Source organism: Robertmurraya massiliosenegalensis JC6, from assembly GCF_000311725.1.
In the GTDB taxonomy this organism is placed as follows: domain Bacteria; phylum Bacillota; class Bacilli; order Bacillales; family Cytobacillaceae; genus Robertmurraya; species Robertmurraya massiliosenegalensis.
This window is the reverse complement of sequence record NZ_HE978518.1, coordinates 40,972-61,330: the sequence shown is the minus strand read 5'-3', so window position 1 is coordinate 61,330 and position 20,359 is coordinate 40,972. Positions and strand designations below refer to the sequence as shown.

The 20,359-nt window shown below is 36.3% G+C and carries 25 protein-coding genes and 1 riboswitch; of the genes, 11 read left to right on the top strand and 14 right to left on the bottom strand.

The window, feature by feature from the left end:
• Window positions 1-22: 22 nt before the first annotated feature.
• Entirely contained in the window at window positions 23-460 is a 438-nt protein-coding gene (locus BMSHG_RS22515) for a peptidylprolyl isomerase (RefSeq protein WP_019156720.1), read from the bottom strand.
• A gap of 122 nt (window positions 461-582) precedes the next feature.
• Window positions 583-1,941 carry a branched-chain amino acid transport system II carrier protein gene (gene brnQ, locus BMSHG_RS22510; protein WP_019156719.1) on the bottom strand — a complete coding sequence of 453 codons (1,359 nt, stop codon included), beginning with the start codon at window positions 1,939-1,941 and terminating at the stop codon, window positions 583-585.
• Window positions 1,942-2,194: 253 nt separating this feature from the next.
• Between brnQ and BMSHG_RS22505 the strand changes: the two genes are divergently transcribed.
• Window positions 2,195-2,881, top strand: a complete 687-nt coding sequence (locus BMSHG_RS22505; RefSeq protein ID WP_019156718.1) for a DUF1287 domain-containing protein — start codon at window positions 2,195-2,197, stop codon at window positions 2,879-2,881.
• A 57-nt stretch (window positions 2,882-2,938) separates the two neighbouring features.
• On the opposite strand, the gene BMSHG_RS22500 is transcribed toward BMSHG_RS22505, so the two are convergent.
• From BMSHG_RS22500 to pepF, 3 genes are all read right to left on the bottom strand, one after another.
• The gene (locus BMSHG_RS22500) at window positions 2,939-3,667 is read right to left on the bottom strand and encodes a DUF2161 domain-containing phosphodiesterase (protein ID WP_019156717.1); all 729 of its coding nucleotides are present in this window, start codon (window positions 3,665-3,667) and stop codon (window positions 2,939-2,941) included.
• Between the two features lie 67 nt (window positions 3,668-3,734).
• On the bottom strand, window positions 3,735-4,382 hold the full coding sequence (locus BMSHG_RS22495; protein WP_148347026.1) for a hypothetical protein: 648 nt from the start codon (window positions 4,380-4,382) through the stop codon (window positions 3,735-3,737).
• Between the two features lie 64 nt (window positions 4,383-4,446).
• Complete coding sequence (gene pepF, locus BMSHG_RS22490) at window positions 4,447-6,237, bottom strand: oligoendopeptidase F (RefSeq protein WP_019156715.1); 1,791 nt, start codon at window positions 6,235-6,237, stop codon at window positions 4,447-4,449.
• Window positions 6,238-6,393: 156 nt separating this feature from the next.
• On the opposite strand from pepF, the gene BMSHG_RS22485 reads away from it, so the two are divergent.
• The gene (locus BMSHG_RS22485; protein WP_019156714.1) at window positions 6,394-6,852 is read left to right on the top strand and encodes a DinB family protein; all 459 of its coding nucleotides are present in this window, start codon (window positions 6,394-6,396) and stop codon (window positions 6,850-6,852) included.
• Window positions 6,853-6,896: 44 nt separating this feature from the next.
• On the opposite strand, the gene BMSHG_RS22480 is transcribed toward BMSHG_RS22485, so the two are convergent.
• From BMSHG_RS22480 to BMSHG_RS22470, 3 genes are all read right to left on the bottom strand, one after another.
• Window positions 6,897-7,754 carry a mechanosensitive ion channel family protein gene (locus BMSHG_RS22480; RefSeq protein ID WP_019156713.1) on the bottom strand — a complete coding sequence of 286 codons (858 nt, stop codon included), beginning with the start codon at window positions 7,752-7,754 and terminating at the stop codon, window positions 6,897-6,899.
• A gap of 109 nt (window positions 7,755-7,863) precedes the next feature.
• The gene (locus BMSHG_RS22475; RefSeq protein WP_019156712.1) at window positions 7,864-8,058 is read right to left on the bottom strand and encodes a hypothetical protein; all 195 of its coding nucleotides are present in this window, start codon (window positions 8,056-8,058) and stop codon (window positions 7,864-7,866) included.
• A gap of 72 nt (window positions 8,059-8,130) precedes the next feature.
• Window positions 8,131-8,457, bottom strand: coding sequence for a hypothetical protein (locus BMSHG_RS22470; RefSeq protein ID WP_019156711.1), 327 nt, complete (start codon window positions 8,455-8,457; stop codon window positions 8,131-8,133).
• A gap of 132 nt (window positions 8,458-8,589) precedes the next feature.
• On the opposite strand from BMSHG_RS22470, the gene BMSHG_RS28785 reads away from it, so the two are divergent.
• The 5 genes from BMSHG_RS28785 (at window position 8,590) to BMSHG_RS22440 (ending at window position 11,445) form a co-directional block, all read left to right on the top strand.
• The gene (locus BMSHG_RS28785) at window positions 8,590-8,730 is read left to right on the top strand and encodes a hypothetical protein (RefSeq protein WP_019156710.1); all 141 of its coding nucleotides are present in this window, start codon (window positions 8,590-8,592) and stop codon (window positions 8,728-8,730) included.
• A gap of 56 nt (window positions 8,731-8,786) precedes the next feature.
• Window positions 8,787-9,065 carry a ferritin-like domain-containing protein gene (locus BMSHG_RS22460; protein ID WP_019156709.1) on the top strand — a complete coding sequence of 93 codons (279 nt, stop codon included), beginning with the start codon at window positions 8,787-8,789 and terminating at the stop codon, window positions 9,063-9,065.
• A gap of 19 nt (window positions 9,066-9,084) precedes the next feature.
• The gene (locus BMSHG_RS22455; protein ID WP_019156708.1) at window positions 9,085-9,426 is read left to right on the top strand and encodes a spore coat protein; all 342 of its coding nucleotides are present in this window, start codon (window positions 9,085-9,087) and stop codon (window positions 9,424-9,426) included.
• Between the two features lie 436 nt (window positions 9,427-9,862).
• Window positions 9,863-10,510 (top strand): glycoside hydrolase domain-containing protein, encoded by a 648-nt coding sequence (locus BMSHG_RS22445; RefSeq protein WP_019156706.1) that lies wholly within the window; start codon window positions 9,863-9,865, stop codon window positions 10,508-10,510.
• A 344-nt stretch (window positions 10,511-10,854) separates the two neighbouring features.
• Window positions 10,855-11,445, top strand: coding sequence for a guanylate kinase (locus BMSHG_RS22440; RefSeq protein WP_019156705.1), 591 nt, complete (start codon window positions 10,855-10,857; stop codon window positions 11,443-11,445).
• A 40-nt stretch (window positions 11,446-11,485) separates the two neighbouring features.
• Here BMSHG_RS22440 and BMSHG_RS22435 read toward each other — a convergent pair whose 3' ends face one another.
• From BMSHG_RS22435 to BMSHG_RS22425, 3 genes are all read right to left on the bottom strand, one after another.
• Window positions 11,486-12,166: an LrgB family protein gene (locus tag BMSHG_RS22435; RefSeq protein WP_235776437.1), complete on the bottom strand. Its 681-nt coding sequence runs from the start codon at window positions 12,164-12,166 to the stop codon at window positions 11,486-11,488.
• A gap of 11 nt (window positions 12,167-12,177) precedes the next feature.
• Entirely contained in the window at window positions 12,178-12,546 is a 369-nt protein-coding gene (locus BMSHG_RS22430; protein ID WP_019156703.1) for a CidA/LrgA family protein, read from the bottom strand.
• An 83-nt stretch (window positions 12,547-12,629) separates the two neighbouring features.
• Window positions 12,630-13,535 (bottom strand): LysR family transcriptional regulator, encoded by a 906-nt coding sequence (locus BMSHG_RS22425; protein WP_019156702.1) that lies wholly within the window; start codon window positions 13,533-13,535, stop codon window positions 12,630-12,632.
• A 125-nt stretch (window positions 13,536-13,660) separates the two neighbouring features.
• Window positions 13,661-13,762, top strand: a riboswitch (purine riboswitch).
• A 119-nt stretch (window positions 13,763-13,881) separates the two neighbouring features.
• On the opposite strand from BMSHG_RS22425, the gene BMSHG_RS22420 reads away from it, so the two are divergent.
• From BMSHG_RS22420 to BMSHG_RS22410, 3 genes are all read left to right on the top strand, one after another.
• Window positions 13,882-14,472: a xanthine phosphoribosyltransferase gene (locus BMSHG_RS22420; protein ID WP_019156701.1), complete on the top strand. Its 591-nt coding sequence runs from the start codon at window positions 13,882-13,884 to the stop codon at window positions 14,470-14,472.
• The gene (locus BMSHG_RS22415; protein ID WP_019156700.1) at window positions 14,469-15,776 is read left to right on the top strand and encodes a nucleobase:cation symporter-2 family protein; all 1,308 of its coding nucleotides are present in this window, start codon (window positions 14,469-14,471) and stop codon (window positions 15,774-15,776) included. Before BMSHG_RS22420 ends, BMSHG_RS22415 begins: the two co-directional genes overlap by 4 nt.
• Before the next feature lie 93 nt (window positions 15,777-15,869).
• Window positions 15,870-16,490: a DUF3298 and DUF4163 domain-containing protein gene (locus tag BMSHG_RS22410; RefSeq protein WP_019156699.1), complete on the top strand. Its 621-nt coding sequence runs from the start codon at window positions 15,870-15,872 to the stop codon at window positions 16,488-16,490.
• Window positions 16,491-16,719: 229 nt separating this feature from the next.
• On the opposite strand, the gene BMSHG_RS22405 is transcribed toward BMSHG_RS22410, so the two are convergent.
• Genes BMSHG_RS22405 through BMSHG_RS22395 form a run of 3 tightly spaced genes read right to left on the bottom strand, consistent with a single transcriptional unit; the run spans window position 16,720 to window position 19,773 of the window.
• Window positions 16,720-18,063: a UDP-glucose dehydrogenase family protein gene (locus BMSHG_RS22405; protein ID WP_019156698.1), complete on the bottom strand. Its 1,344-nt coding sequence runs from the start codon at window positions 18,061-18,063 to the stop codon at window positions 16,720-16,722.
• 15 nt (window positions 18,064-18,078) lie between these two features.
• Window positions 18,079-19,230 (bottom strand): glycosyltransferase family 4 protein, encoded by a 1,152-nt coding sequence (locus BMSHG_RS22400; RefSeq protein WP_019156697.1) that lies wholly within the window; start codon window positions 19,228-19,230, stop codon window positions 18,079-18,081.
• Between the two features lie 15 nt (window positions 19,231-19,245).
• Window positions 19,246-19,773, bottom strand: coding sequence for a phosphatase PAP2 family protein (locus BMSHG_RS22395; protein ID WP_019156696.1), 528 nt, complete (start codon window positions 19,771-19,773; stop codon window positions 19,246-19,248).
• 184 nt (window positions 19,774-19,957) lie between these two features.
• On the opposite strand from BMSHG_RS22395, the gene BMSHG_RS28325 reads away from it, so the two are divergent.
• Window positions 19,958-20,107, top strand: a complete 150-nt coding sequence (locus BMSHG_RS28325; RefSeq protein ID WP_019156695.1) for a hypothetical protein — start codon at window positions 19,958-19,960, stop codon at window positions 20,105-20,107.
• Window positions 20,108-20,359: the final 252 nt, after the last annotated feature.

Genomic DNA, 20,359 nt, shown 5'->3' with positions numbered 1-20,359 from the left:
AGAGCCTCGGCTCTCTTTTTTATTATGCATCAAATACTTCTACTTTTTCCATGACGTCACCTTGTTTTTGGTTAAGGACTGTTTCCATTCCAGAAGTCACTTTACCAAATACAGTGTGAACACCATTTAAATGTGGTTGTGGTTCATGAACGATGAAGAACTGACTTCCACCTGTATCCTTACCAGCATGAGCCATTGATAAAGAACCAACTTCATGCTTATGAGGATTACCTGCTGTTTCACATTTAATTGTATAGCCAGGACCGCCTGTCCCATTTCCCACTGGACATCCGCCTTGACTTACAAAGCCAGGAATGACACGGTGGAAAGTTAAACCATTATAGAAGCCTTCCTTTGCTAGCTTTTCAAAGTTAGCGACTGTACCAGGTGCTTCACTTGGGTACAATTCAAATTCGATTTTTTTGCCATCTTGCATTTGTATGTAACCTTTTTTTGTCATGATCGACAACTCCTTTATGTATAAATGGATCAGTCTTTATCATACATGAAGTTGATAAGAAAGAAAAGTAAATGACCTATTCATATAAAAACCGGTTCTCTTTTTAGAACCGGTTTCTTCTGCTATTTTACATAAATAGATTCTGTTTGTTGGAGGCGGGAAATAAATCCTGTAACAACAATCGCAATAATGACTGGAATAAGCCAACCGAGTCCCTGCGCATAGAATGGCAACACTCTATCATAAAAAGAAATAATCGGTTCCATCCACTGATAGTAAGGAATTCCTAGTGAATCACATAAGGTTTTTAAACCATCAATTATACTAATAAAAAAGGCAACAACTGTTGCTGTGATATACACTAACCTCGAGTGGTTAAAAAATGGAGATGTAAAGGTTAAGATCATAAGTGTTACCGCAAGTGGATATAAAAACATTAACACTGGGATGGAAAATGTAATAATATTGGCCAACCCAAAGTTTGCAATGACAAAAGAAAGTAACGAGAACAAGACTACAAAAGTTTTATAGCTAATTTTCGGCAATAATGCATGGAAGTATTCTCCACATGCTGTTATTAAGCCGATACTCGTTGTCATACAAGCGAGTGTAATTAAAACCGCTAGCAATATTGAGCCATATGTTCCAAAATAGTAGGATGATGCTTGACTTAATACTGGTCCACCTGTATCAAATACTCCAAACTCTGCTGTACTAGTAGCACCTAAATAGGTAATCCCTACATAAATTAAGGCAAGTAATGCAACGGCAACGATTCCCGTTTTCACAGTTGCAGATAAAATTTCTTTTTTTGACGTCACACCTAATGCGCGAATTGCATTGATCACGATGATCCCAAATACGAGTGAAGCAAGGGCGTCCATCGTATTGTACCCTTCAAGGAAACCTTTGATAAATGCCCCATCTTCGTATGCTGCTTGTGGAGCTTCAAAAGAACCAATTGGGTTTATCAGTGCCATCATTAAAAGAACAAACAGTAAAACAATAATTCCAGGTGATAAGATTTTTCCTACCCGATCAACGATTTTTGCTGGATTCAACGATAACCATAACGTAATTCCAAAAAATACAATCGTGAAAATAAGAAGTCCAAGTTGTGTAGATGCTTCTCCAACAAAAGGTGAAATTCCAATATCAAATGCTACCGTTCCTGTTCTTGGTGTCGCAAAGAAAGGGCCGATAGTTAAATATAGTAACGAAGTAAAAAAGACACCATATATCGGATGAACACGACTTGCTAAGTCCTGTAAATTTGAGCTACCTGAAAAGCCCATTGCTAAAATTCCTAAAAGTGGTAATCCTACACCGGTTATTAAAAACCCGGTTACAGCTGGCCAAAAGTTCGTACCAGCATTCTGTCCGAGTTGGGCTGGAAAAATTAAATTCCCTGCTCCAAAAAATAGAGCGAACAACATAACTCCAATGACAGAATAAGACGAAAATGAAAGACTGTTTTTCATACAAAAAAATACTCCTTAAACGTTAAAAATTATGAACAAATGCTATCATACAACTATTTTTCTAAAAAAACAATAATATTTTCAAGAATTGCGTAAATTTTTAAGAAAATTTCACAATTTCTTACATATGTTGATTTAATCACTTTTTTAACAGCGTAATAGTACTATTTCTGAATATCATTTTAATTAATATTCAGAAATTACATGAAACGATTATGCTCAATCATTCGTCTAATTTACTGAGGTGGACATGTTGAAGAAAAAAACAAAAATTTTCTTATTACTTATCATTCTATTATCCGTTATTCTCTTCTTTCGAAAAGGAATTATTCTTGATTATATCGGGTTACATTGGGAAAACCCCTTTATCCAACAGATTGAAATTCCTGATACATATGTAAATGTCGATAAAAATAATAATAACATAGCTGACCCAATCGATATTGTTCAAGCTGCAAGAAAAGAAGTTGAGCAAAGAACCCATTATAAAAGCAATTACTACGATGATGGTTATCCTCCAGATGATGAAGGAGTGTGTACCGATGTCATATGGCGTGGTTTATTAGGGGCGAACATCAAATTGAAGGATGAAATGGATGCAGATATTGCTGCTAACACAAAATTGTATCCACGAGTAGATGGTGTGCCTGACCCAAATATCGATTTTCGTAGAGTACCTAATCAAAATGTCTATTTCAAAAGGCATGCGGAAAGCTTAACAACAGATTTAATACCTGGAGATGTAGAAAATTTAAAAGAGTGGCAGCCAGGTGATATTGTCGTATTTCTTGACGGTTATCATCATGTGGGAATTGTTTCTGACAAGCGAGCGAAGGATGGGACTCCCTATTTCATTCATAATAATCCTCCGTTTGCAGCCGAGGTAAAATTAACTTCTTTTAAGACCCCAATTGCAGGACATTATCGTTGGAAGTACTAACTACCATGTGAAAAAATTGAAAGCTAGTCCAAAGCTTGGAGTACTTCAGACTAGCTTTTATTCATTAACTTGTGCAATCAAGGTTGTGTAGTAGTCTACAACCTTTGGATAGCTGGTGAGTTCTTTTTTTCCTATCTCACTAAGATCATAGACTCCTCTTTCAATTCTTCTGAACCAGCCGTAATGGTTTTGATATAAAATCGATAATGTCTTCTCCCCTGTTCCCAATTGTCTCAGCTTTTTCGGTGATAATGGCCCGTGGTGAAGGAAGTAAGTTGCAATCTGAATACAATTTTCCTTATAGGCAGTCATGATTTTCGTTTGATTGCTACCGCCAATATTATCGTTTATATTTCTTCCTTTAATCTCTTCTAATAGCTTTTGGCGTCTTTTCTTATAGCTTTGAATACTACTTTTTCGATCATATGGACCTGGCTCTATTATTACTTCCAGTTTTGCATCATTCTTTAAAAAAGTTACGACTATCAAACCAAGTTCTAATCTCTTTAATAGATGGCACATATCATGCCATTTTTTTGAGTTTCGTTTAAAACGTGGTTTTGGAATAGCGATATATACTTGATCTGTAAGACGCTGTCGGTTCGTTGCTTGAATCAGTAAATCGCTGTTGAAATGTAATTTTAATTCTATAATAATCAATTCATCTTCTTTAACGGCTACGACATCGCAGTCGTTTACTTCTCCATAAACCTCGTATTTGAGTTTAGAAAAATACTTTTGTACGGGTGGAAATAAATCTTTTTCATATTTTTTCTCTTTAGCCATTGATTTTCCCCTCATGCTTTCTGAAGGTTAGTATAACATGGATTGTATTTTCCTTCGATGAAGGAGATTAGTTATTATGCAATTGCTCACTCGTAACCTTACTCGGATCATTATCAACACTTCGAGATATTCCGTGTTCACTAAGGATGGAAACGATGCGATTTAGTTGATCCTCACTTTCTATAACAAAGAAAGGTGAAGTTAATTGATGTTTGATTGTAAAACTTAATTTATAACGATTATTGAGCCGATTATCTAGTCCGTATAATTCATGCCAACGAATAATTTGTTCGGTTTCAAAATATTTAATTTGATATATAGAATAAAATTTCCCATTCAAAATTAATCCATCCGATAAGATATAGAGGTTTCCTTTATGCTTAATGAATTTTATGAAGGTAAAAAATAAATAAGCAAAGCTTAAGAATGATGAATGAAGGATGTCCGTAGTAAGTGCAAATGTTAATAGGACTGTCAACAAAACGAGTGCTATAATGGTTGCCCATTTAACATGTTGATAGGACCTCGTATGTTTCGATAAGGGTTCCATCCTCTTCCACTCCGGTGGAATAAGAATTCCATCCATTTCCGTCTGATCTTTAGGAAAAAGAGCATCCTTTGACCTGCTGGCTGCAACACGTAAGTTTTGGCGATATTGAATAATGGAGTAGACACTTACGATAAAGATAATCGAAAAAATGATATTTAAGAACAAGTTACCCCTCCGTTCGAAAGAAAGAAAACAGCCAAAGGATTTCAAATTCGGCTGTTTTCCCATTTTATAAAGAAGCAAATTCTTCAATTAGCTCCTTAAATTTCACCAAAGAATTCTTGATCGGTTCTTGAGATGTTAAGTCGACGCCTGTTTTCTTCAATAGTTCTAATGGATAATCAGAGCTGCCGCTTTTTAAGAATTCTAAATAAGAATGTAAGAAGTCTTCCTTTCCTTCTAAAAGATTTGTCGCAATATGAATCGCTGATGCAAATCCTGTCGCATACTTATAAACATAGAATGGTCGATAAAAATGTGGAATTCTTGCCCACCCATATTTAACTTCTTCGTCAAGTATGATTGCTTCGCCATAGTATTCTTTTAATAAGGTTTCATAAATAGCATTAAAAATCTCAACATTTAAAGGTTCACCTTGTTCGGCTTTTTCATGTGTTAACTTTTCGAATTCGGCAAACATTACTTGTGTGAAGAATGTCCCTCTAAATTTATCGATAAAATGATTGAGAAGGTGACGCTTCATTTTTTCATCTTTTTCGTTTTCAAGCAAATAATTAATTAGCAATACTTCATTAACAGTGGAAGCAACTTCAGCGACGAATATACTATAACGTGCCGTAATTTGCGGCTGATATTGGGAGCTTAATTTGCTATGAACTCCATGACCACATTCATGGACGAGCGTAAATAAGCTATCCAGATCATCTTGATGATTTAAAAGAATAAATGGGTGAACACCGTATACTCCGAGATTATAAGCGCCTGAACGTTTACCTGGAGTTTCTCTCACATCAAAGTACCGAGACTTCTTGAAATCCTTCAATGTATGAATATAATCTTCACCTAGTGGTGCTAAAGCCTTTAACATCACTTCATAAGCTTTATCAAAAGGAATATCTTGCTTAACACCGCTTACCAGTGGAACATTCATATCATATTGTCTTAGCTCATCTAGCCCAAGTATTTCCTTTCGTAATTGAGAATACTGGTGTAATGGAGCAATGTTTTCTTTCGTTGCCTGTATTACATTCTCATATACCGCTTTTGGAACATTATCAGCAAACAATCCTTTTTCAAGTGCCGACGGATAGTGGCGGATTTTTGAGGTAGTGACATTATTTTTAATGGCAGCTGATAAAGTTGAAGCGATTGAGTTTTTCATTTGAAGATAAGGTTTGTAGTAAGCTCTGTAAGCCTCTCTTCTTTTCTCTCGGTCTTCATCTTCAATTCGTTTTGAATACATCCCCCGTGTCAGTTCAATTTTTTCCCCTTTATCATTGGTCACTTCTCCAAATTTAATATCGGCGTTATTGATCATTCCATATGTATTTGCTGGTGCGGATAATGCTTCACCAAGCTGAGACATAATGGCCTCTTGCTCTTTGCTCAGAACATGCTTTTTGTAGCGAAATGATTCAAATAAATCCTCCTCGAAATAAGCTAATCCTTCTTCTTCAGCAATATATTTTTTTAACGTTTCTTCATTTAGACCAAGCAAGAACGGCATAAAGAATGACGTTGCAGAACTAACTTTTACACTTAAGGCTCTCGCCCGGTCAATTAATGATTGAGATGCTGTATCACGAGTATCCTCATCGACCTTTAACATGGCATAAGCAAACACATGGTTGAACTTAAAGGATAATTCCTCTTGCTTTTTTAAAAATTGAAACAACTGGGTTCCGTTATGTATATTGCCATCAAAAGTTTTTAATTCCACTGCAGTTTTGTCTATCGCTTGTAAGTCCTCTTCCCATTTTTGAAGACTGACGTAGAGATCTTCTAAATTCCACTTTTCTTCTAAAGGGACATCTGCCCTTGATTTGTATGTTGTTGTCACTCGCTGCACTCCTTTATTTTTAATGTTTAGCTACTTCTATTATTCCAAAACAAAATAAAATTGTCCAAGAATTAAGATAATGGCGAAAATGGAGCAGGATTTTTCAAATATATCTCGTATTCTTTTGATGAAAACATTATAAGGAGAGAGAAGATCGTGAATAAGAGACAAGAAATACTATTCAATCAATTAGAAACATATCGTTCTGAGATTTTAGAAGCAATTAAGGATGTGAATGAGAAGAAAGCGGAGTTCATTCCACCAGGTTTTAACAATAATATTCGTTGGAATTTAGGACATATTTATTTAGATCAATATCTCTGGATTCAGGCTGTTACAAAGGAAAAAGCAGACGTGCCTGCAGGCTTTCATAAGTGGTTTGGTTACGGAACATCCCCTAGTAATTTTACGTCTGAAACGCCAAAGTTAGAAGAATTAAAGATACTTTTACAAAACCAACCAAATGAAATAAGGAATCGATTCGGTGACCGACTAGAAGAAGTGTTTGAAGCGACAGAAATGGGAATGCACACAATTGAACAGGTGCTCATTCGCACGATCTTCCATGAGGGCATGCATTTACAAGTGATTTTAAATATTAAGAAATTTCTATAGGGTATAAAGAGCCGCCACTAAAAGGTTGAGCGGCTTTATTACGATTACCCTAATGATTTTTGTTGTGTATCAGCATTTCTTTGAATAAATACTTGATGCGGGAATGGGATTTCAATCCCATTTTCATCAAATGCTTCTTTGATTGCTTTTCTTAATAATCGTTCTACTGTCCATTGCTCTCCGTTTACTGTTTTTGCAATAACACGCAGAATGACATCAGATGTGCCAAAGGCTTGTACACCAAGAACATTTGGTCCTTCTACAATCGTTGGTGTCACTTCTGCAACTCTTTCACACGCTCGCTGCATCACATCAACTGCCTTATCTATATCATCTGCATAAGAAATTCCGATATCAACCAACGCACGCATATTTCCGCGAGAATGGTTGCTTAAACTCGTAATTTCACGATTCGGAATATAGTGTAGTGTCCCATCGAAGCTACGAATTTGCGTTGTTCTCAATCCTACCGCTTCGACAATTCCATCATAGTTGCCAACAGTGACGTAATCATTGACATCGATTTGTTTTTCTAATAGCAGGAAGAAGCCTGTCACGACGTCACTAACAAGGCCCTGTGCGCCAAAACCAACTGCTAGTCCAACAATACCAGCACCAGCGAGTAAACTTGCGATAGGGATGTTAAGAATACTAAATACAGTAAGGATAAGAACAAAAATCAATGCATATGAACAAATATTTTCAGTTAATCGATGCAATGTTAATGCTCGACCTTCACTTATATCTTGACGCTTCATGACATTTTGAAATGTACGATCAAGGATTTTTCGAATAATTCGTCTAATGAGCCAATAGGCAATCAATACGCCAATTATTTGTAGGACTATCATTCCGCCTTTAATGAACAAACTGTCCCAATCGATATTTGCAAAATTAAACATACTAACATCCTCTCTTTTTCCCTGCGCTAGACATAAGTGTACAAAAATCTTTTCTTATTTTCTACTGTTCCGCATTTGATAAAACAAAAAAAGATGAAACCAATAGATTTCATCCTCGTTTATTGCCTTCATTCTCAGGAAAGAGAAAATAGGAAATAATTCCAGAAAAAATGACCGCTCCGAGAGTAATAATCATTCTAATGGAAAAGTCGATTTCGGAATAGCCTGTTTGTAGCATCCAAATAGATACCACTCCAACAACAATCATGATTGGAATAATAAAAGTGATACGTTTAGTGTTCAAGCAAATTTTCCCCTTTGACTTCTTTATCCCCTTTATTATAACGTTCAAACTTTAATCGGTAAAATACACTCTTTAATAATACTTCTTTAAAGTATGAACACGGGCAGAAAAAATAAACAATCCATCCATGTTATTTTCGATATATTCATCAATAGTAGCGATTGCTTGACTCGCTCTTTCAATTAAGTGTTCGCTTTCACGAGGTTCCCAACTAAATTGATTTATGCGTACAATCTCTGCTCCTAAAACTTGCAAGCGATATTCTTCTATTAGATTTGTAAGCCGGAAAAATTTATCTGGATCATAAAGAATGTGTTTATCACTGCTTTGATAAACATATTTAGCAAAATGAATTAAATTTTCTCCGAATAGAATGGCTCTTTCTTGTTCAAAATTCATACGTCATACCTCCTTGCAACAATTTCATCACTATCGTATATGTATGTGATTTTGTCGTTTTTTAGAAGATATGTCCTTATATGAATAACCTAATTGGTTATTGGAAACCTAGAAATGAGGAGGTGTACATAAGTGAAGAAAGAACATAAGCGAGGGCAAAAGTCAGATTCTATGAATGCGATGGATCAAGGTCTTAACCTCGTCTCTCAAACCGTCAATAATGCAACTGGAGTTGACAAAGGAAATGATGGGAAAAAGGGAAATGAAGTATAATTCTTTCTATCCTTTCTTATTATCATAACAATAAAAAACGAATAAAGGAGTAGATTATGCAATATTCACAGCAATCACCGATGTCTTCGCCACCACCGGCGATTACGACAAAAGACTTGTCTTATTTAAAGGACGCTATGTCTTGGGAATTACTCGCTTTTAAGAAGTTCCACTTTTATGCCGAGCAAGTAAATGACCAGGAAATTAAGCAAGCATTCGAACAGGCTGGAAGAATGCATCAAAATCATTATCAACGTTTACTATCTCACTTACAAGTGGATAACAATACGATCATGGCAAATGTACCGAATCCGAATCAAGGACAACAGCATTAAAGAAAGCAGGTGAAAATGGATGCAAAACCAACAACAAAACAAGCAAATAGCGAATCCATCTACTGGTCAATTGCCAAAAGTAAAAACACCAGAAATGAATGAAAGAGATTTTATGAATGATGGACTTTCTACGTGTAAATATTTAACAGACAGTTTAAATATTGCTGTACGTGAAGCAAGTCATGAACAGTTATACATTGATTTACTGAAAATGCTAGAAGAAACGCATCATAGTTCAAGACAACTTTTTAATCTTATGTTTAAAAAAGGTTGGTATAAATTAGAGGCAGCTGAACAACAGAAAATCGATCAAGCTCACCAGCAATTTAGTAATTACTCTACGCAATTTCCATATCAATAATCGGGGGAATCGTTTCTCCCTTTTTTTATGCTCAAAATAAAAGGACTACAGTTAGGTCCATGAAATTTGAAGATAATGAATCCATTTCTATTTTATTAAGATCTCTCCTCTCTATCATTTCTTGATAATGGAAAGTACTGATCTTTGCTATTTCTAGTTTTGTTTGATGCATAAAAATATGAAGCCGCCAGTGCTGAGGCTGCAGCACTGATACTTAATACTCCAACCCTTCTAAACTTGAATGACTTCCTTTTTTTCTCGATACGACCGTCCTCCCTTCTAATAATTAGTATAAGCGTATACAGATCCTCCTCTACTTTCAACTAATGTGTCAGATTGTATGACAACATTTTCAAAATATTATATTGGTCTATGACAAGCTGAAATGAGAATAAAATCTATAGTTAAAGAAGTTCTATAGAAAGGGGATAGTACATTGCCATATTATTGGGGAGTGGATTCAGCCACTATGGTATCGAAGGATTTATATGATTGTGTACTAAAGAACTTTGGGAAACCAACCTATTGGGGAAGATATTTAGCCCCTATCCCGGGAAAGGTGGATGTGTTAACAAAAGAAGAAGTACACTTGCTCCACAATAGCGGCACTAAAGTCCTTCCCATATACAGCAATTTCGATCAGGCTATCGGTTATAGAGAAGGCGCAGTAGTTGCTCAAAATACAATTTATCAAGCAAGGAGAATCGGGGTACCAAATGGCAAAGTCGTTTTTGCCAATATTGAAAATCACTTTGATATAGATGAGAGCTGGATTAGAGGTTTTGTTGATGGTATATATACTAGTGGCTATAAACCTGGGATTTATCATGATCCTGTCTCTGGCCCGTTCAGTCGTAGCTACTGTGAAGCTGTGGCAAACGATAGTAAAGTAGGAAATCAGGTGATTCTATGGAGTGCTGAGCCAGAGTCTGGAATAACAAAGGCTAGAAGAGCACCTAACTTTCGACCTCGAAAGCCACCTTGTAAAGCGAATGTTTGGGGCTGGCAATATGGTAGAGATTCAGACGTATGTCCGATTGATACCAATCTCATTAATGGACCATTATATGAATTGCTTTGGTAATGGCATGACAAAAGACATTCTCTTTAAGGAATGTCTTTTGTTGCCTCTAAAAAAATTGTGTAACAAGTTGAACGATGACTGGCCCAATTAAAACAACAAAGAGCGAAGTAAAATAGGTTCATTCAATTCTCTTTTTTGAGACTTATCATTCCCACCTGTGGTGATTGGTGCTGATTAAACAAACAAATGTCTGCGTACATTTGTTTTTCTTTTTTGTGAAAAATAAGAATTCCTGACAAAATATTCTAATTTTACGAACATTCTGATACAATATAAATAAGAATAAACTCGGTGACTGATTTTATGCAATGGACATCTAATAACTTGAATAAGGAGGTTCGCCTATGTACAAAATTAAGGAAAAAGAAAAGCTATTTATTTATACTGGTCCTGATGGTTCTGGAAGGAAAACAGTGGCAAAAATGGTTGCGACGGCTTTTGATATGGAAACGGTGCTGTCTTATACAACACGTCCCCCTCGCCATTATGAAACAAATGGGGAAGATTATCATTTTGTAGATGAAGAAACATTTACGAAGTTAAATCATGATGGTGAATTTTTAGAAGCTGTTGAAATAGATGGCATCTATTATGGTATTCGAGAAGCGGATATTGTTAAAGCCTTTGAAAATCACAATCTTGTCTACTTGACTTTAAATCCAGAAGGGACAGAAAAATTAAAGAATATATACGGGGATCGTGTAATGAGATTCTTCATTTACGCAAATCGAGATACGGTTATTAGCAGACAACAAGAGCGTGGTGATAATGAGTCAGATATTGAACGTCATCTAGCCCATTATGATGAAATTATGACCTACAAAAACGAATGTGAATATGTATTTGAAAATTATGATTCCCCGCAGATTTCGTACCAGATAAGTGAAGAAATTGAGAAATTTCTTGATCGCGATATCATTGTAACGGATTATTGATCCTTGTAGCAAAAGCAGGAGGCAAAGGTGCTCCTGCTTCTTAGATCACGGAGGTAAGATGAATTAATGCCGGAATAAGCGATTTTGCCCAAATCATCGTAATAAAAGCAGCAAAAATCATCGCTAATGTGGAAAAAGTTGCTTCTTGTTCCCCGTATTCCCTTGCTTTTGAGGTGCCAACTCCATGGGCACTCATCCCAAGCGCCAGTCCCCTTGCTAATGGAGATTGAATCGAAAGCCTCTTAATTACATGTGGGCCCATAATGCCTCCAACTATCCCTGTAATGATGACAAAAACCGTTGTTAAAGTTGGCAAACCGCCAATATCCTTTGAAACCTCAATGGCAATCGGAGTTGTAATCGATCTTGGCAATATACTTATCAAAAAGTTAGAGTTTAAATTAAAGATCAATGATAAGGTAAATGAACTAACGATCGCAACTAGAGTTCCAGCTGTTAAGCTGATAAGGATGATGGAAATGTTTTTCTTAATAACCGGAAGATGCTTATATATAGGAATGGCAAAAGCAATTGTCGCTGGTCCTAACAAGTGAGTTAAAGCAGCGGTTTTCTCCATGTACTGATCGGCAGATATATGAAGAGGTATGATCATTATAATTAATAAAAATGGACAAAGTAAAAGTGGATGAAAAATGGCAATTGAATATTTTTGGTACATCTTTTTTGTGAAAAAATAAAAGAGACAAGTAATAACAGTCAAACCTATATACATCATGCTGGGTCACGATCTTTCTTTTTAAAAATAATATCTGCAATAAAGGCTGTTGAGCCCATAACAATTAAAGTACTAAGTCCAATTAAAAGCAATGTTTCAAAACCTTGAAGACTTAAAATTTCATCATAATTGATAATTCCGACTGCTGCGGGTACGAAGAAGAGAAGAAGTTCTGCGATAAGCCAAGTAGCCCCCTTCTCCACCCACTCTATTTTTACGATTTTTAAACAAAGTGCCAAAAAAAGAAGCACTAGTCCGATCATGGAAGCAGGAATGGGAATCGGAAGCAATGCTTTAATGCCAACGCCTAAGAACAGAAACAAATGAATAAATAAAATTTGTGTGGCAATCATAATGATTTTCATCCGCATGCTCCTTCCTACTAAATGGATATGAACATATTACAACGTTTTTAGAGCATGCGTAAAATACATGTTTATTATGCCTTTCATAACTTAAAGTTATATCCAATTCGAGTTGAAGAATGATTGGAAATATAATCGATAAACGTTCTTCCTGCATAAGAGAGATATTTATCCTTTTTGGTAATGACGGCAAGGTTCCAAGGTGTTATGGGAACAAAGTCCATAATTCGTATCCTCTCATTGGTGACGCGGTTACAAATCGACTCTGGTAAAATCGTCACACCAAGGTTTGCGGCAACCATTTCAGACATTAAGTCCCACTGAGAGCTCTTAAATAAAATATTCGGTTCAAACCCTATTTGAATAAATTTCTTCCACATGATGTCATGTAATGCAAAATCCTCATGATAAAAGATAAGTTCTTCATCTCTTAGTTCTTTTAAATGTACTTTCTTTGAGCTAGCTAGAGCATGTTCATGATGGACTAAGAGCTTCATTTGCTCTTCGACTATCGGATAGATATTATAAATTCTTCCGTCTACCGGGAGAACAGCAACGCCCAGATCTAGTTCTCCATCTTCAACAGATTTGACAACTTTTGCTGCACCGTATTCTGTCACATTCATTTTTATGTTAGGATACTTTTTATGAAAATCTGCCATGATATTAGGAAAAAAGAGACTTCCGATGATCGGTGGCAACCCGATCTTTATTTCTCCTCTCTCTAAATTTGTTAAGTCATTCAAAGTCGTTGTCATATTATCAATTTCCGAAAAAATCTTTTGAGCATATTCCATTACGATTTCTCCAGCATCGGTTAGTTCATTTGATTTATTAGAACGCAGAAGCAAGGTCATCCCAAGTTCATCTTCTAATCCCTTCATCATTTTACTCAATGCAGGTTGAGAGACATGCAATATTTCTGCTGCTTTCGTAATACTTTTGCATTTAGCTATTGTAAGAAAATATTTTAATTGACGTATTTCCATTTGCAAGACCTCCAAAACTCTTTCTATTACTCACTTATTAGCATGATTTAACAGGACGAACAATGCCAGTATTCCAACTTCAACCATTTACAAATTCCATTTTACCTCCTATAATACTTTCGTACATATGAATATATCCATTCACTCATATAATCGCGGGGATAAGGCCTGCAAGTTTCTACCAGTGTACCGTAAATATACTGACTATGGGTGAGCAATGGGAATATCTCACCTTTTTTTGGTAAATATTCCATTATCCTTCTATTATAACCTGGAGGTCATTGGCTCACTCATGTTTGAGGAGTGCGATGATGTTCAGGTTTTTTTACATTTTAGGAGGAAAAATATGAAACAATTAAAAGACAAAATTAGAACAGAAGGAAAGGTTCTTTCCTCACAGGTATTAAAGGTAGATTCGTTTTTAAATCATCAAATCGATCCAGTTCTAATGGTTGAGATTGGGAAAGAATTTGCTCGAAAATTTAAAGATGAGAACATAACAAAAGTATTAACCATTGAATCTTCTGGGATTGCGCCAGGATTAATGGCTGCTTTAGAACTAGAAGTTCCTGTCATTTTTGCAAGAAAAAGAAAATCGCTTACCCTTGTTAACGACTTACTGACAGCAGAAGTTCATTCCTTTACTAAAAATGAAACAAATGAAATTTCTGTTTCCAATCAATTTTTACAAAAAGAAGATAAGGTTTTAATTATTGATGATTTTCTTGCTAATGGACAAGCCGCATTAGGTTTAGTGAACATTGTAAAGGCTGCTGGAGCAGAAATTGCGGGAGTCGGAATCGTCATTGAAAAATCATTCCAAGATGGTGGTCGCCTCCTTCGAGAACAAGGTTTTCGGATAGAGTCTCTTGCTAGAATCGTTTCGCTTGAAGATGGCATTACATTTTTAGATGAAGTGGAGGCTTCTCAAACATGAATAAAAACTTTTTCAAAACAACGTCATTAGGGATTCAACATGTACTTGCAATGTATGCAGGAGCGATCATTGTTCCAATCATCGTCGGTGGTGCGTTAGGATTAACAGGAGCTCAGCTTACGTATTTAGTGTCCATCGATATTTTAATGTGTGGAGTGGCTACCCTTTTACAAGTATGGAAGAATCGCTTTTTCGGAATTGGCTTACCAGTCGTACTCGGTTGTACGTTTACCGCTGTTGCACCGATGATTGCGATAGGAGGAAAACATGGTATTTCCGCTATATATGGAGCGATTCTCGTTTCCGGTTTAGTCGTTATGTTAATCTCTACTATTTTTAGTAAACTAGTAAAATTTTTTCCCCCTGTCGTTACCGGTTCTGTTGTTACTATTATTGGGATCACGCTGATTCCTGTAGCAATGAATAACATCGCCGGTGGGGAAGGAAGTTCTGACTACGGCTCTCTAGCTAATATATCACTTGCCTTCTCTACTCTTCTATTTATTTTATTATTGTATCGATTTACAAAAGGGTTTGTCCGTTCGATTTCCATTTTAATCGGTTTGTTAGCTGGTACGATTGTTGCTTATTTTATGGGAATGGTTGATTTTACAGAAGTAGCTGAAGCATCATGGCTTCATATCCCCGCACCATTTTACTTTGGATTACCAACTTTTGAATGGTCAGCAATTCTTACGATGACGATCGTTGCCATTATTAGTTTAGTAGAATCATCTGGGGTTTACTTTGTACTTGGAGAAATTACAGATAGAAAAATCTCTGAAAAAGATTTAGCGAAAGGATATCGTGCAGAAGGCTTGGCGATTGTATTAGGTGGTCTCTTCAATGCTTTTCCTTATACAACCTACTCTCAAAATGTCGGTCTTATACAGCTTTCCGGTGTTAAACGAACAAGTGTCATTTACACGGCTGGTGTATTTCTTGTAATCCTTGGATTAGTTCCAAAGATTGGCGCCTTTACAACAGTAATTCCAACGTCTGTATTAGGTGGCGCAATGGTTGCAATGTTTGGAATGGTCATTGCTGCTGGCATAAAGATGCTAAGCAGGATTGATTTTAACTCTCAAGAAAATCTTTTAATTGTTGCTTGTTCGATTGGAATGGGACTTGGAGTGACAACTGTACCAGCGATTTTCGATAACCTTCCTGAAGGAATTCATATTTTAACAAGTAACGGAATTGTAATTGGTAGCTTAACTGCAATTGTGTTAAATGTGATTTTTCATATTAAACCTGGTAGAAAAAAATCAAGTCATGCACTTCATGAACAGCAAGCATCATAAATCAGACTGTGCACTCGTTATCTTTTGACGGGTGCACCTTTTTTTAACCTATAACCATATATCTTAATATACTGTGAAAAAGGGTGTAGATAGATGAGTCATGATTTTCCCGTTAAAGTTGATACATTGCATATCGGAGAAGCGCCTCAAAAGATCGTTTTTTATCCGCGAATTAGAGGAATAAGAAATCGTATATTTGAGAAACGTTTGAATGATTTGATTGTCAAAGCAGTTCAAACGTTAATCGATACCCAAGTTGGAAATATGCCTACTACAATAACTGAGATGCTCGGAACGTACGAAATCAAGAATAATCAAAGAGAAGTCTTAAGTTTGTTATTATCAAATTATACGTTTCATCATCAAGCCGCTCATGGAATGACTTATCTAAAGTCTTTGACATTTGATCTTCAAAAAGAGAAGCTTTGTACATTAGCCGATCTTTTTAAACCAGGTAGTCCTTATGTAGATAGGATTTCAACCTTAATTAAAGAACAAATTGAGAAGCGAGGAATCTCCTTACTAAACGAGTTTACGCAAATTAAACCAGACCAGGATTTTTATATTGCGGATAAGACGTTAGTTATCTATTTTCAACTCTATGATATTACCCCCTATGCTTTTGGTTTTCCAATGTTTCCAGTATCAGTCTATGATTTAATCGATATCATTGAGGAAAATGGTCCATTAGGAAGACTTGCAACCAATCGTTAATAAATAGGACTACTTTGTATATTTCTTTCGAATTATCTTGTTGCTTATAAAACGAGTGATGTCGATGATATGAATATCAGTGTCGTATTTCCTTTAAACTCTAATGATAAGATACTCGAAGTCTATAAAGATACGTATACGATTAAGAATACAAAATACCGCAATCCAATCAAAAACAGTCGAAATCAATGAGGACGCCATTTGAACGTCCTCATTGATTTATTATTATTCAATGCGTTGATAGCGCTTCTACTAATAGATTACGAACAGATTGTCTCCCTATCGAGTGATATTCAATCTCGTATTTAGAAGCTTGATCGAGTGTATAACAATTTCTACCATCAAAAATAACAGGGCTTTTCATAAATTTTTCATAAATGGATAAAGAAAGTTCCTTGATGACATCCCAATCTGTCACGATAAATGCGAAATCGGCATGATAGAGAGCCTGCCGAATATCTGATGTAACCGCTACCTCTTTTGGGAGCACTGCTCTTGCTTTTTCATAAGCAATCGGATCGAAGGCTGTCACCTCTGCTCCTTCTTTGACAAGTTTATCCGCAAGAGTAAGTGCTGGTGATTCCCTCATATCATCTGTATTGGGTTTAAACGCTAGACCGAGGAGTGCCACCTTCATCCCTTTTAAATGCCTAAAACGATCGATTGCTTTTTCAAAAAGAAGCGCTTGTTGGCGATTATTGACATGGATAACGGATTTAAGAAGTTCAAATTCATGACTTAAATGACCAGCAATTTGCATAAGAGCATTCGTATCTTTAGGAAAGCATGAGCCTCCATAACCAATCCCTGCTTTTAAAAACTGATGTCCAATTCGTGAGTCACTTCCCATTCCTTTGGCGACATCGTCAATATTGGCATTTAGTTTTTCGCAAATATTGGCAATTTCATTGATAAAACTAATTTTCGTTGCTAAAAATGCATTGGACGCATATTTGATCATTTCTGCACTTCGTAGATCGGTTCGAATGATGTTAATATTGAAAGCTTCATAAACTTCCATTAACAGATTTGCACCGTATTCATCATTTGCACCAATGACAATGCGTTCAGCATGAAATGTATCATGAAGAGCTTGCCCTTCGCGAAGAAATTCTGGATTTGAGACGACATGAATGTTGACTTCATGTAAGGCATGCTCTTCAATGTAGTTCTTGACCATTTCACTAGTGCCAACGGGGACTGTACTCTTCGTGACGACGACTACTTCACCTGTTGCTGCATAACTGATTGCTTTTGCAGCCTCCAATAGATAGGTCAAATCAACTGAACCGTCCTTCTTGGATGGAGTTCCAACTGCAAGAAAGATAAGTTCTGCTGTAATCAGGGCGTCGTGATGATCTGACGTAAAGGAAAGATTTTTTCTATCCAAGGTTTGTCGTAATAGGGCTTCTAACCCTGGTTCGTAAATCGGGGATTGCCCCGCCTGTAACACATCAATTTTTCGCTTATCAACATCTATACAAGTTACGTGATGTCCGATTTTGGCTAAAGCAACAGCAGTTACTAAGCCGACATAACCGGCGCCCACAATGGCAATTTCTCTTTTTTTCAAACATACCCCTCCCTATTACATATTAGCAATCAGACGATTCGTTTCCGTTTCCGTAATTACATCTTCATACTGATTGAGGAGATCAGAAAAAATCCGATCCCATGACTGGCTTAATGCATAGTTTCGAGCCTCTAAATTCATCATTTTAAGAAGCGATTTCTTGCTTACTAATTCCGTAATACTCTCCATAAATTCCTCTACATTACCTGGTTGACAGAGCATTCCAGTACGACCGTGTTCTATAATTTCTTGAACACCACCTGCCTTTGCTCCAACAACTGGAGTTCCACATGCGAATGACTCCAATACGACATTCCCAAATGTTTCCGTGCTGGAAGGAAACACAAACAGATCGGAGATTGCATAGAGCTCTGCTAGACTTTCCCCTTTGATATAGCCAGTAAAAGTCATATTTTCTGGTTTTTGTTGTTGTAACTCTTCATAGAGAGGACCATTCCCAGCAATCAACCAATGAACTTGTTTTCTAATATGGGCAGGTAATTGATGGGCAATATTCATTAGAACATCGAGATCTTTTTCAGGAGCAAGGCGACCAACGTAGCTTAAAATATATGGCTCTGTTATTTCGTATTGATCTCTTAACCGAGTGGAGGAAAAGTGGGGATGAAATAGCGAACAATCGACTCCTCTACTCCAAATATCCACATTTGAAAACCCTCTGTTGATCAGTTCTGTTTTTGTTTCATAAGAGGGAACGAATGTCTTTTTGAAGGAACGATGGAACCACCGTAAGTATTTCCATATGAAGTTAGATAAAAATTGTAAATCATAGTATTGCAGATAGCGGTCAAAATGGGTATGGTATGAACCAACTAGAGGAATACCGAGTTTCTTAGCATAATAGATTCCTGCTAACCCAATATTAAAAGGTGTCGCAACATGAATGATATCTGGTTTAAACTGTTCGAGCTCTTTTTTTATATGAAGAACATTTGGAAAAGCTAAACGACATTCAGGATACAGGAAAAACGGATAGCTTGCGAATCTGAATATTTGATTCGAAAATAAATCTGTTTCTTCTGTTTCGGGAACGAACAGTCGGTATTCAATCCCTTCTTTATCTAAATAGTCCACGAAGCGCTGAAAGGTCAATGCAACTCCATTCACTTGAGGTGTAAATGTATCAGTAAAAATGGCAATTTTCATTCAGTTCTTCCCTCCTTAAATGATTGTCACGAAAAGAATCGCGAAAACAGTTCCAATAAGGGCCCCTACTAGAACATCGGATGGATAATGTAATCCTAATACAATTCGAGAAGCTCCTACAGTAAAGCCAATTGGATATAGGAATAGACTAGCGATGGGTAGATGAATGATAAATGGCGTTATAATTGAAAAAATAGCTGTCGTATGACCTGATGGAAAAGAATGGTCTTTTAACGGATTCATATCGACGAATGCATCTTTTATCGATATATAAGGGCGTTCTCTCGGATAGATTTTCTTAATGAGCATGACGACTAAGTGGCTAGACAAAAGCGCAAAGCCACTTTGGAATCCCCACATCTTTACCGGAGATTCAACGAAGAGGATGATAAATAGACAGAAAGCGATTGTAAATGTCGCTCCTCCAAAATAAGTGATTCGTGAAAATAACATATTGAGTACTTTACGTTCAAAAAGGCAATTTAAGGAATGAAACAATCCACAATCATATCGATACAGATTTTGTGCCCACTTCGTAATCATCGATAATCCTCCTTAATACGTCGTTAGCACCTATTTTAATTTGAACATATATGGGGAATATTAATTGCATGTAAAACTTCTATAAAAATTTCTAACATTCTAATTATGGCATTCAACGTTTAATAAGTTTAATTTATGGGTATAAAGTCTTTGTACGAAATAATGACTAGGAGCATATTATCAGATGAACGCCGATGCAGAACTTAAAATATTTATAAATGAACTTCAGCAGTTATTAAACGAGTATCAGCAATGTCAAGATATGACGATTAAAAATACGATTAAAGAAGATATTCTTTTTATTGCATCAGCTATTTTGGAATATCATGTTTGAATCCTATTATCACTATATAAAGGAATACCCAATAAAAAGACCAGGTCAGGCTACTGATCTGGTCTTGTTTCTTGTGCTTTAGGAAATTTAAGATTTCGCAGTTGTGTATAACTTTGTTATGAAGTGTATCTACGTCTAGCGCAAGCAGCCATCGCAATTCAGGTTTCCTATATCGAAAGAACAAGCCCTATGAGTTTGTACGGCGATGTTCAAGGCGCCCCGTGCTTTTGTTCTTGTCTAGGAATTTATAAA

What these genes read in the sequence shown, in the direction of transcription:
- BMSHG_RS22515 (WP_019156720.1), bottom strand. Translation starts at nt 460, where the DNA reads ATGACAAAAAAAGGTTACATACAAATGCAAGATGGCAAAAAAATCGAA.
- brnQ (WP_019156719.1), bottom strand. Translation starts at nt 1,941, where the DNA reads ATGAAAAACAGTCTTTCATTTTCGTCTTATTCTGTCATTGGAGTTATG.
- BMSHG_RS22500 (WP_019156717.1), bottom strand. Translation starts at nt 3,667, where the DNA reads ATGGCTAAAGAGAAAAAATATGAAAAAGATTTATTTCCACCCGTACAA.
- BMSHG_RS22480 (WP_019156713.1), bottom strand. Translation starts at nt 7,754, where the DNA reads ATGTTTAATTTTGCAAATATCGATTGGGACAGTTTGTTCATTAAAGGC.
- BMSHG_RS22470 (WP_019156711.1), bottom strand. Translation starts at nt 8,457, where the DNA reads ATGAATTTTGAACAAGAAAGAGCCATTCTATTCGGAGAAAATTTAATT.
- BMSHG_RS22460 (WP_019156709.1), top strand. Translation starts at nt 8,787, where the DNA reads ATGCAATATTCACAGCAATCACCGATGTCTTCGCCACCACCGGCGATT.
- BMSHG_RS22455 (WP_019156708.1), top strand. Translation starts at nt 9,085, where the DNA reads ATGCAAAACCAACAACAAAACAAGCAAATAGCGAATCCATCTACTGGT.
- BMSHG_RS22440 (WP_019156705.1), top strand. Translation starts at nt 10,855, where the DNA reads ATGTACAAAATTAAGGAAAAAGAAAAGCTATTTATTTATACTGGTCCT.
- BMSHG_RS22430 (WP_019156703.1), bottom strand. Translation starts at nt 12,546, where the DNA reads ATGAAAATCATTATGATTGCCACACAAATTTTATTTATTCATTTGTTT.
- BMSHG_RS22425 (WP_019156702.1), bottom strand. Translation starts at nt 13,535, where the DNA reads ATGGAAATACGTCAATTAAAATATTTTCTTACAATAGCTAAATGCAAA.
- BMSHG_RS22420 (WP_019156701.1), top strand. Translation starts at nt 13,882, where the DNA reads ATGAAACAATTAAAAGACAAAATTAGAACAGAAGGAAAGGTTCTTTCC.
- BMSHG_RS22415 (WP_019156700.1), top strand. Translation starts at nt 14,469, where the DNA reads ATGAATAAAAACTTTTTCAAAACAACGTCATTAGGGATTCAACATGTA.
- BMSHG_RS22410 (WP_019156699.1), top strand. Translation starts at nt 15,870, where the DNA reads ATGAGTCATGATTTTCCCGTTAAAGTTGATACATTGCATATCGGAGAA.
- BMSHG_RS22400 (WP_019156697.1), bottom strand. Translation starts at nt 19,230, where the DNA reads ATGAAAATTGCCATTTTTACTGATACATTTACACCTCAAGTGAATGGA.
- BMSHG_RS22395 (WP_019156696.1), bottom strand. Translation starts at nt 19,773, where the DNA reads ATGATTACGAAGTGGGCACAAAATCTGTATCGATATGATTGTGGATTG.
- BMSHG_RS28325 (WP_019156695.1), top strand. Translation starts at nt 19,958, where the DNA reads ATGAACGCCGATGCAGAACTTAAAATATTTATAAATGAACTTCAGCAG.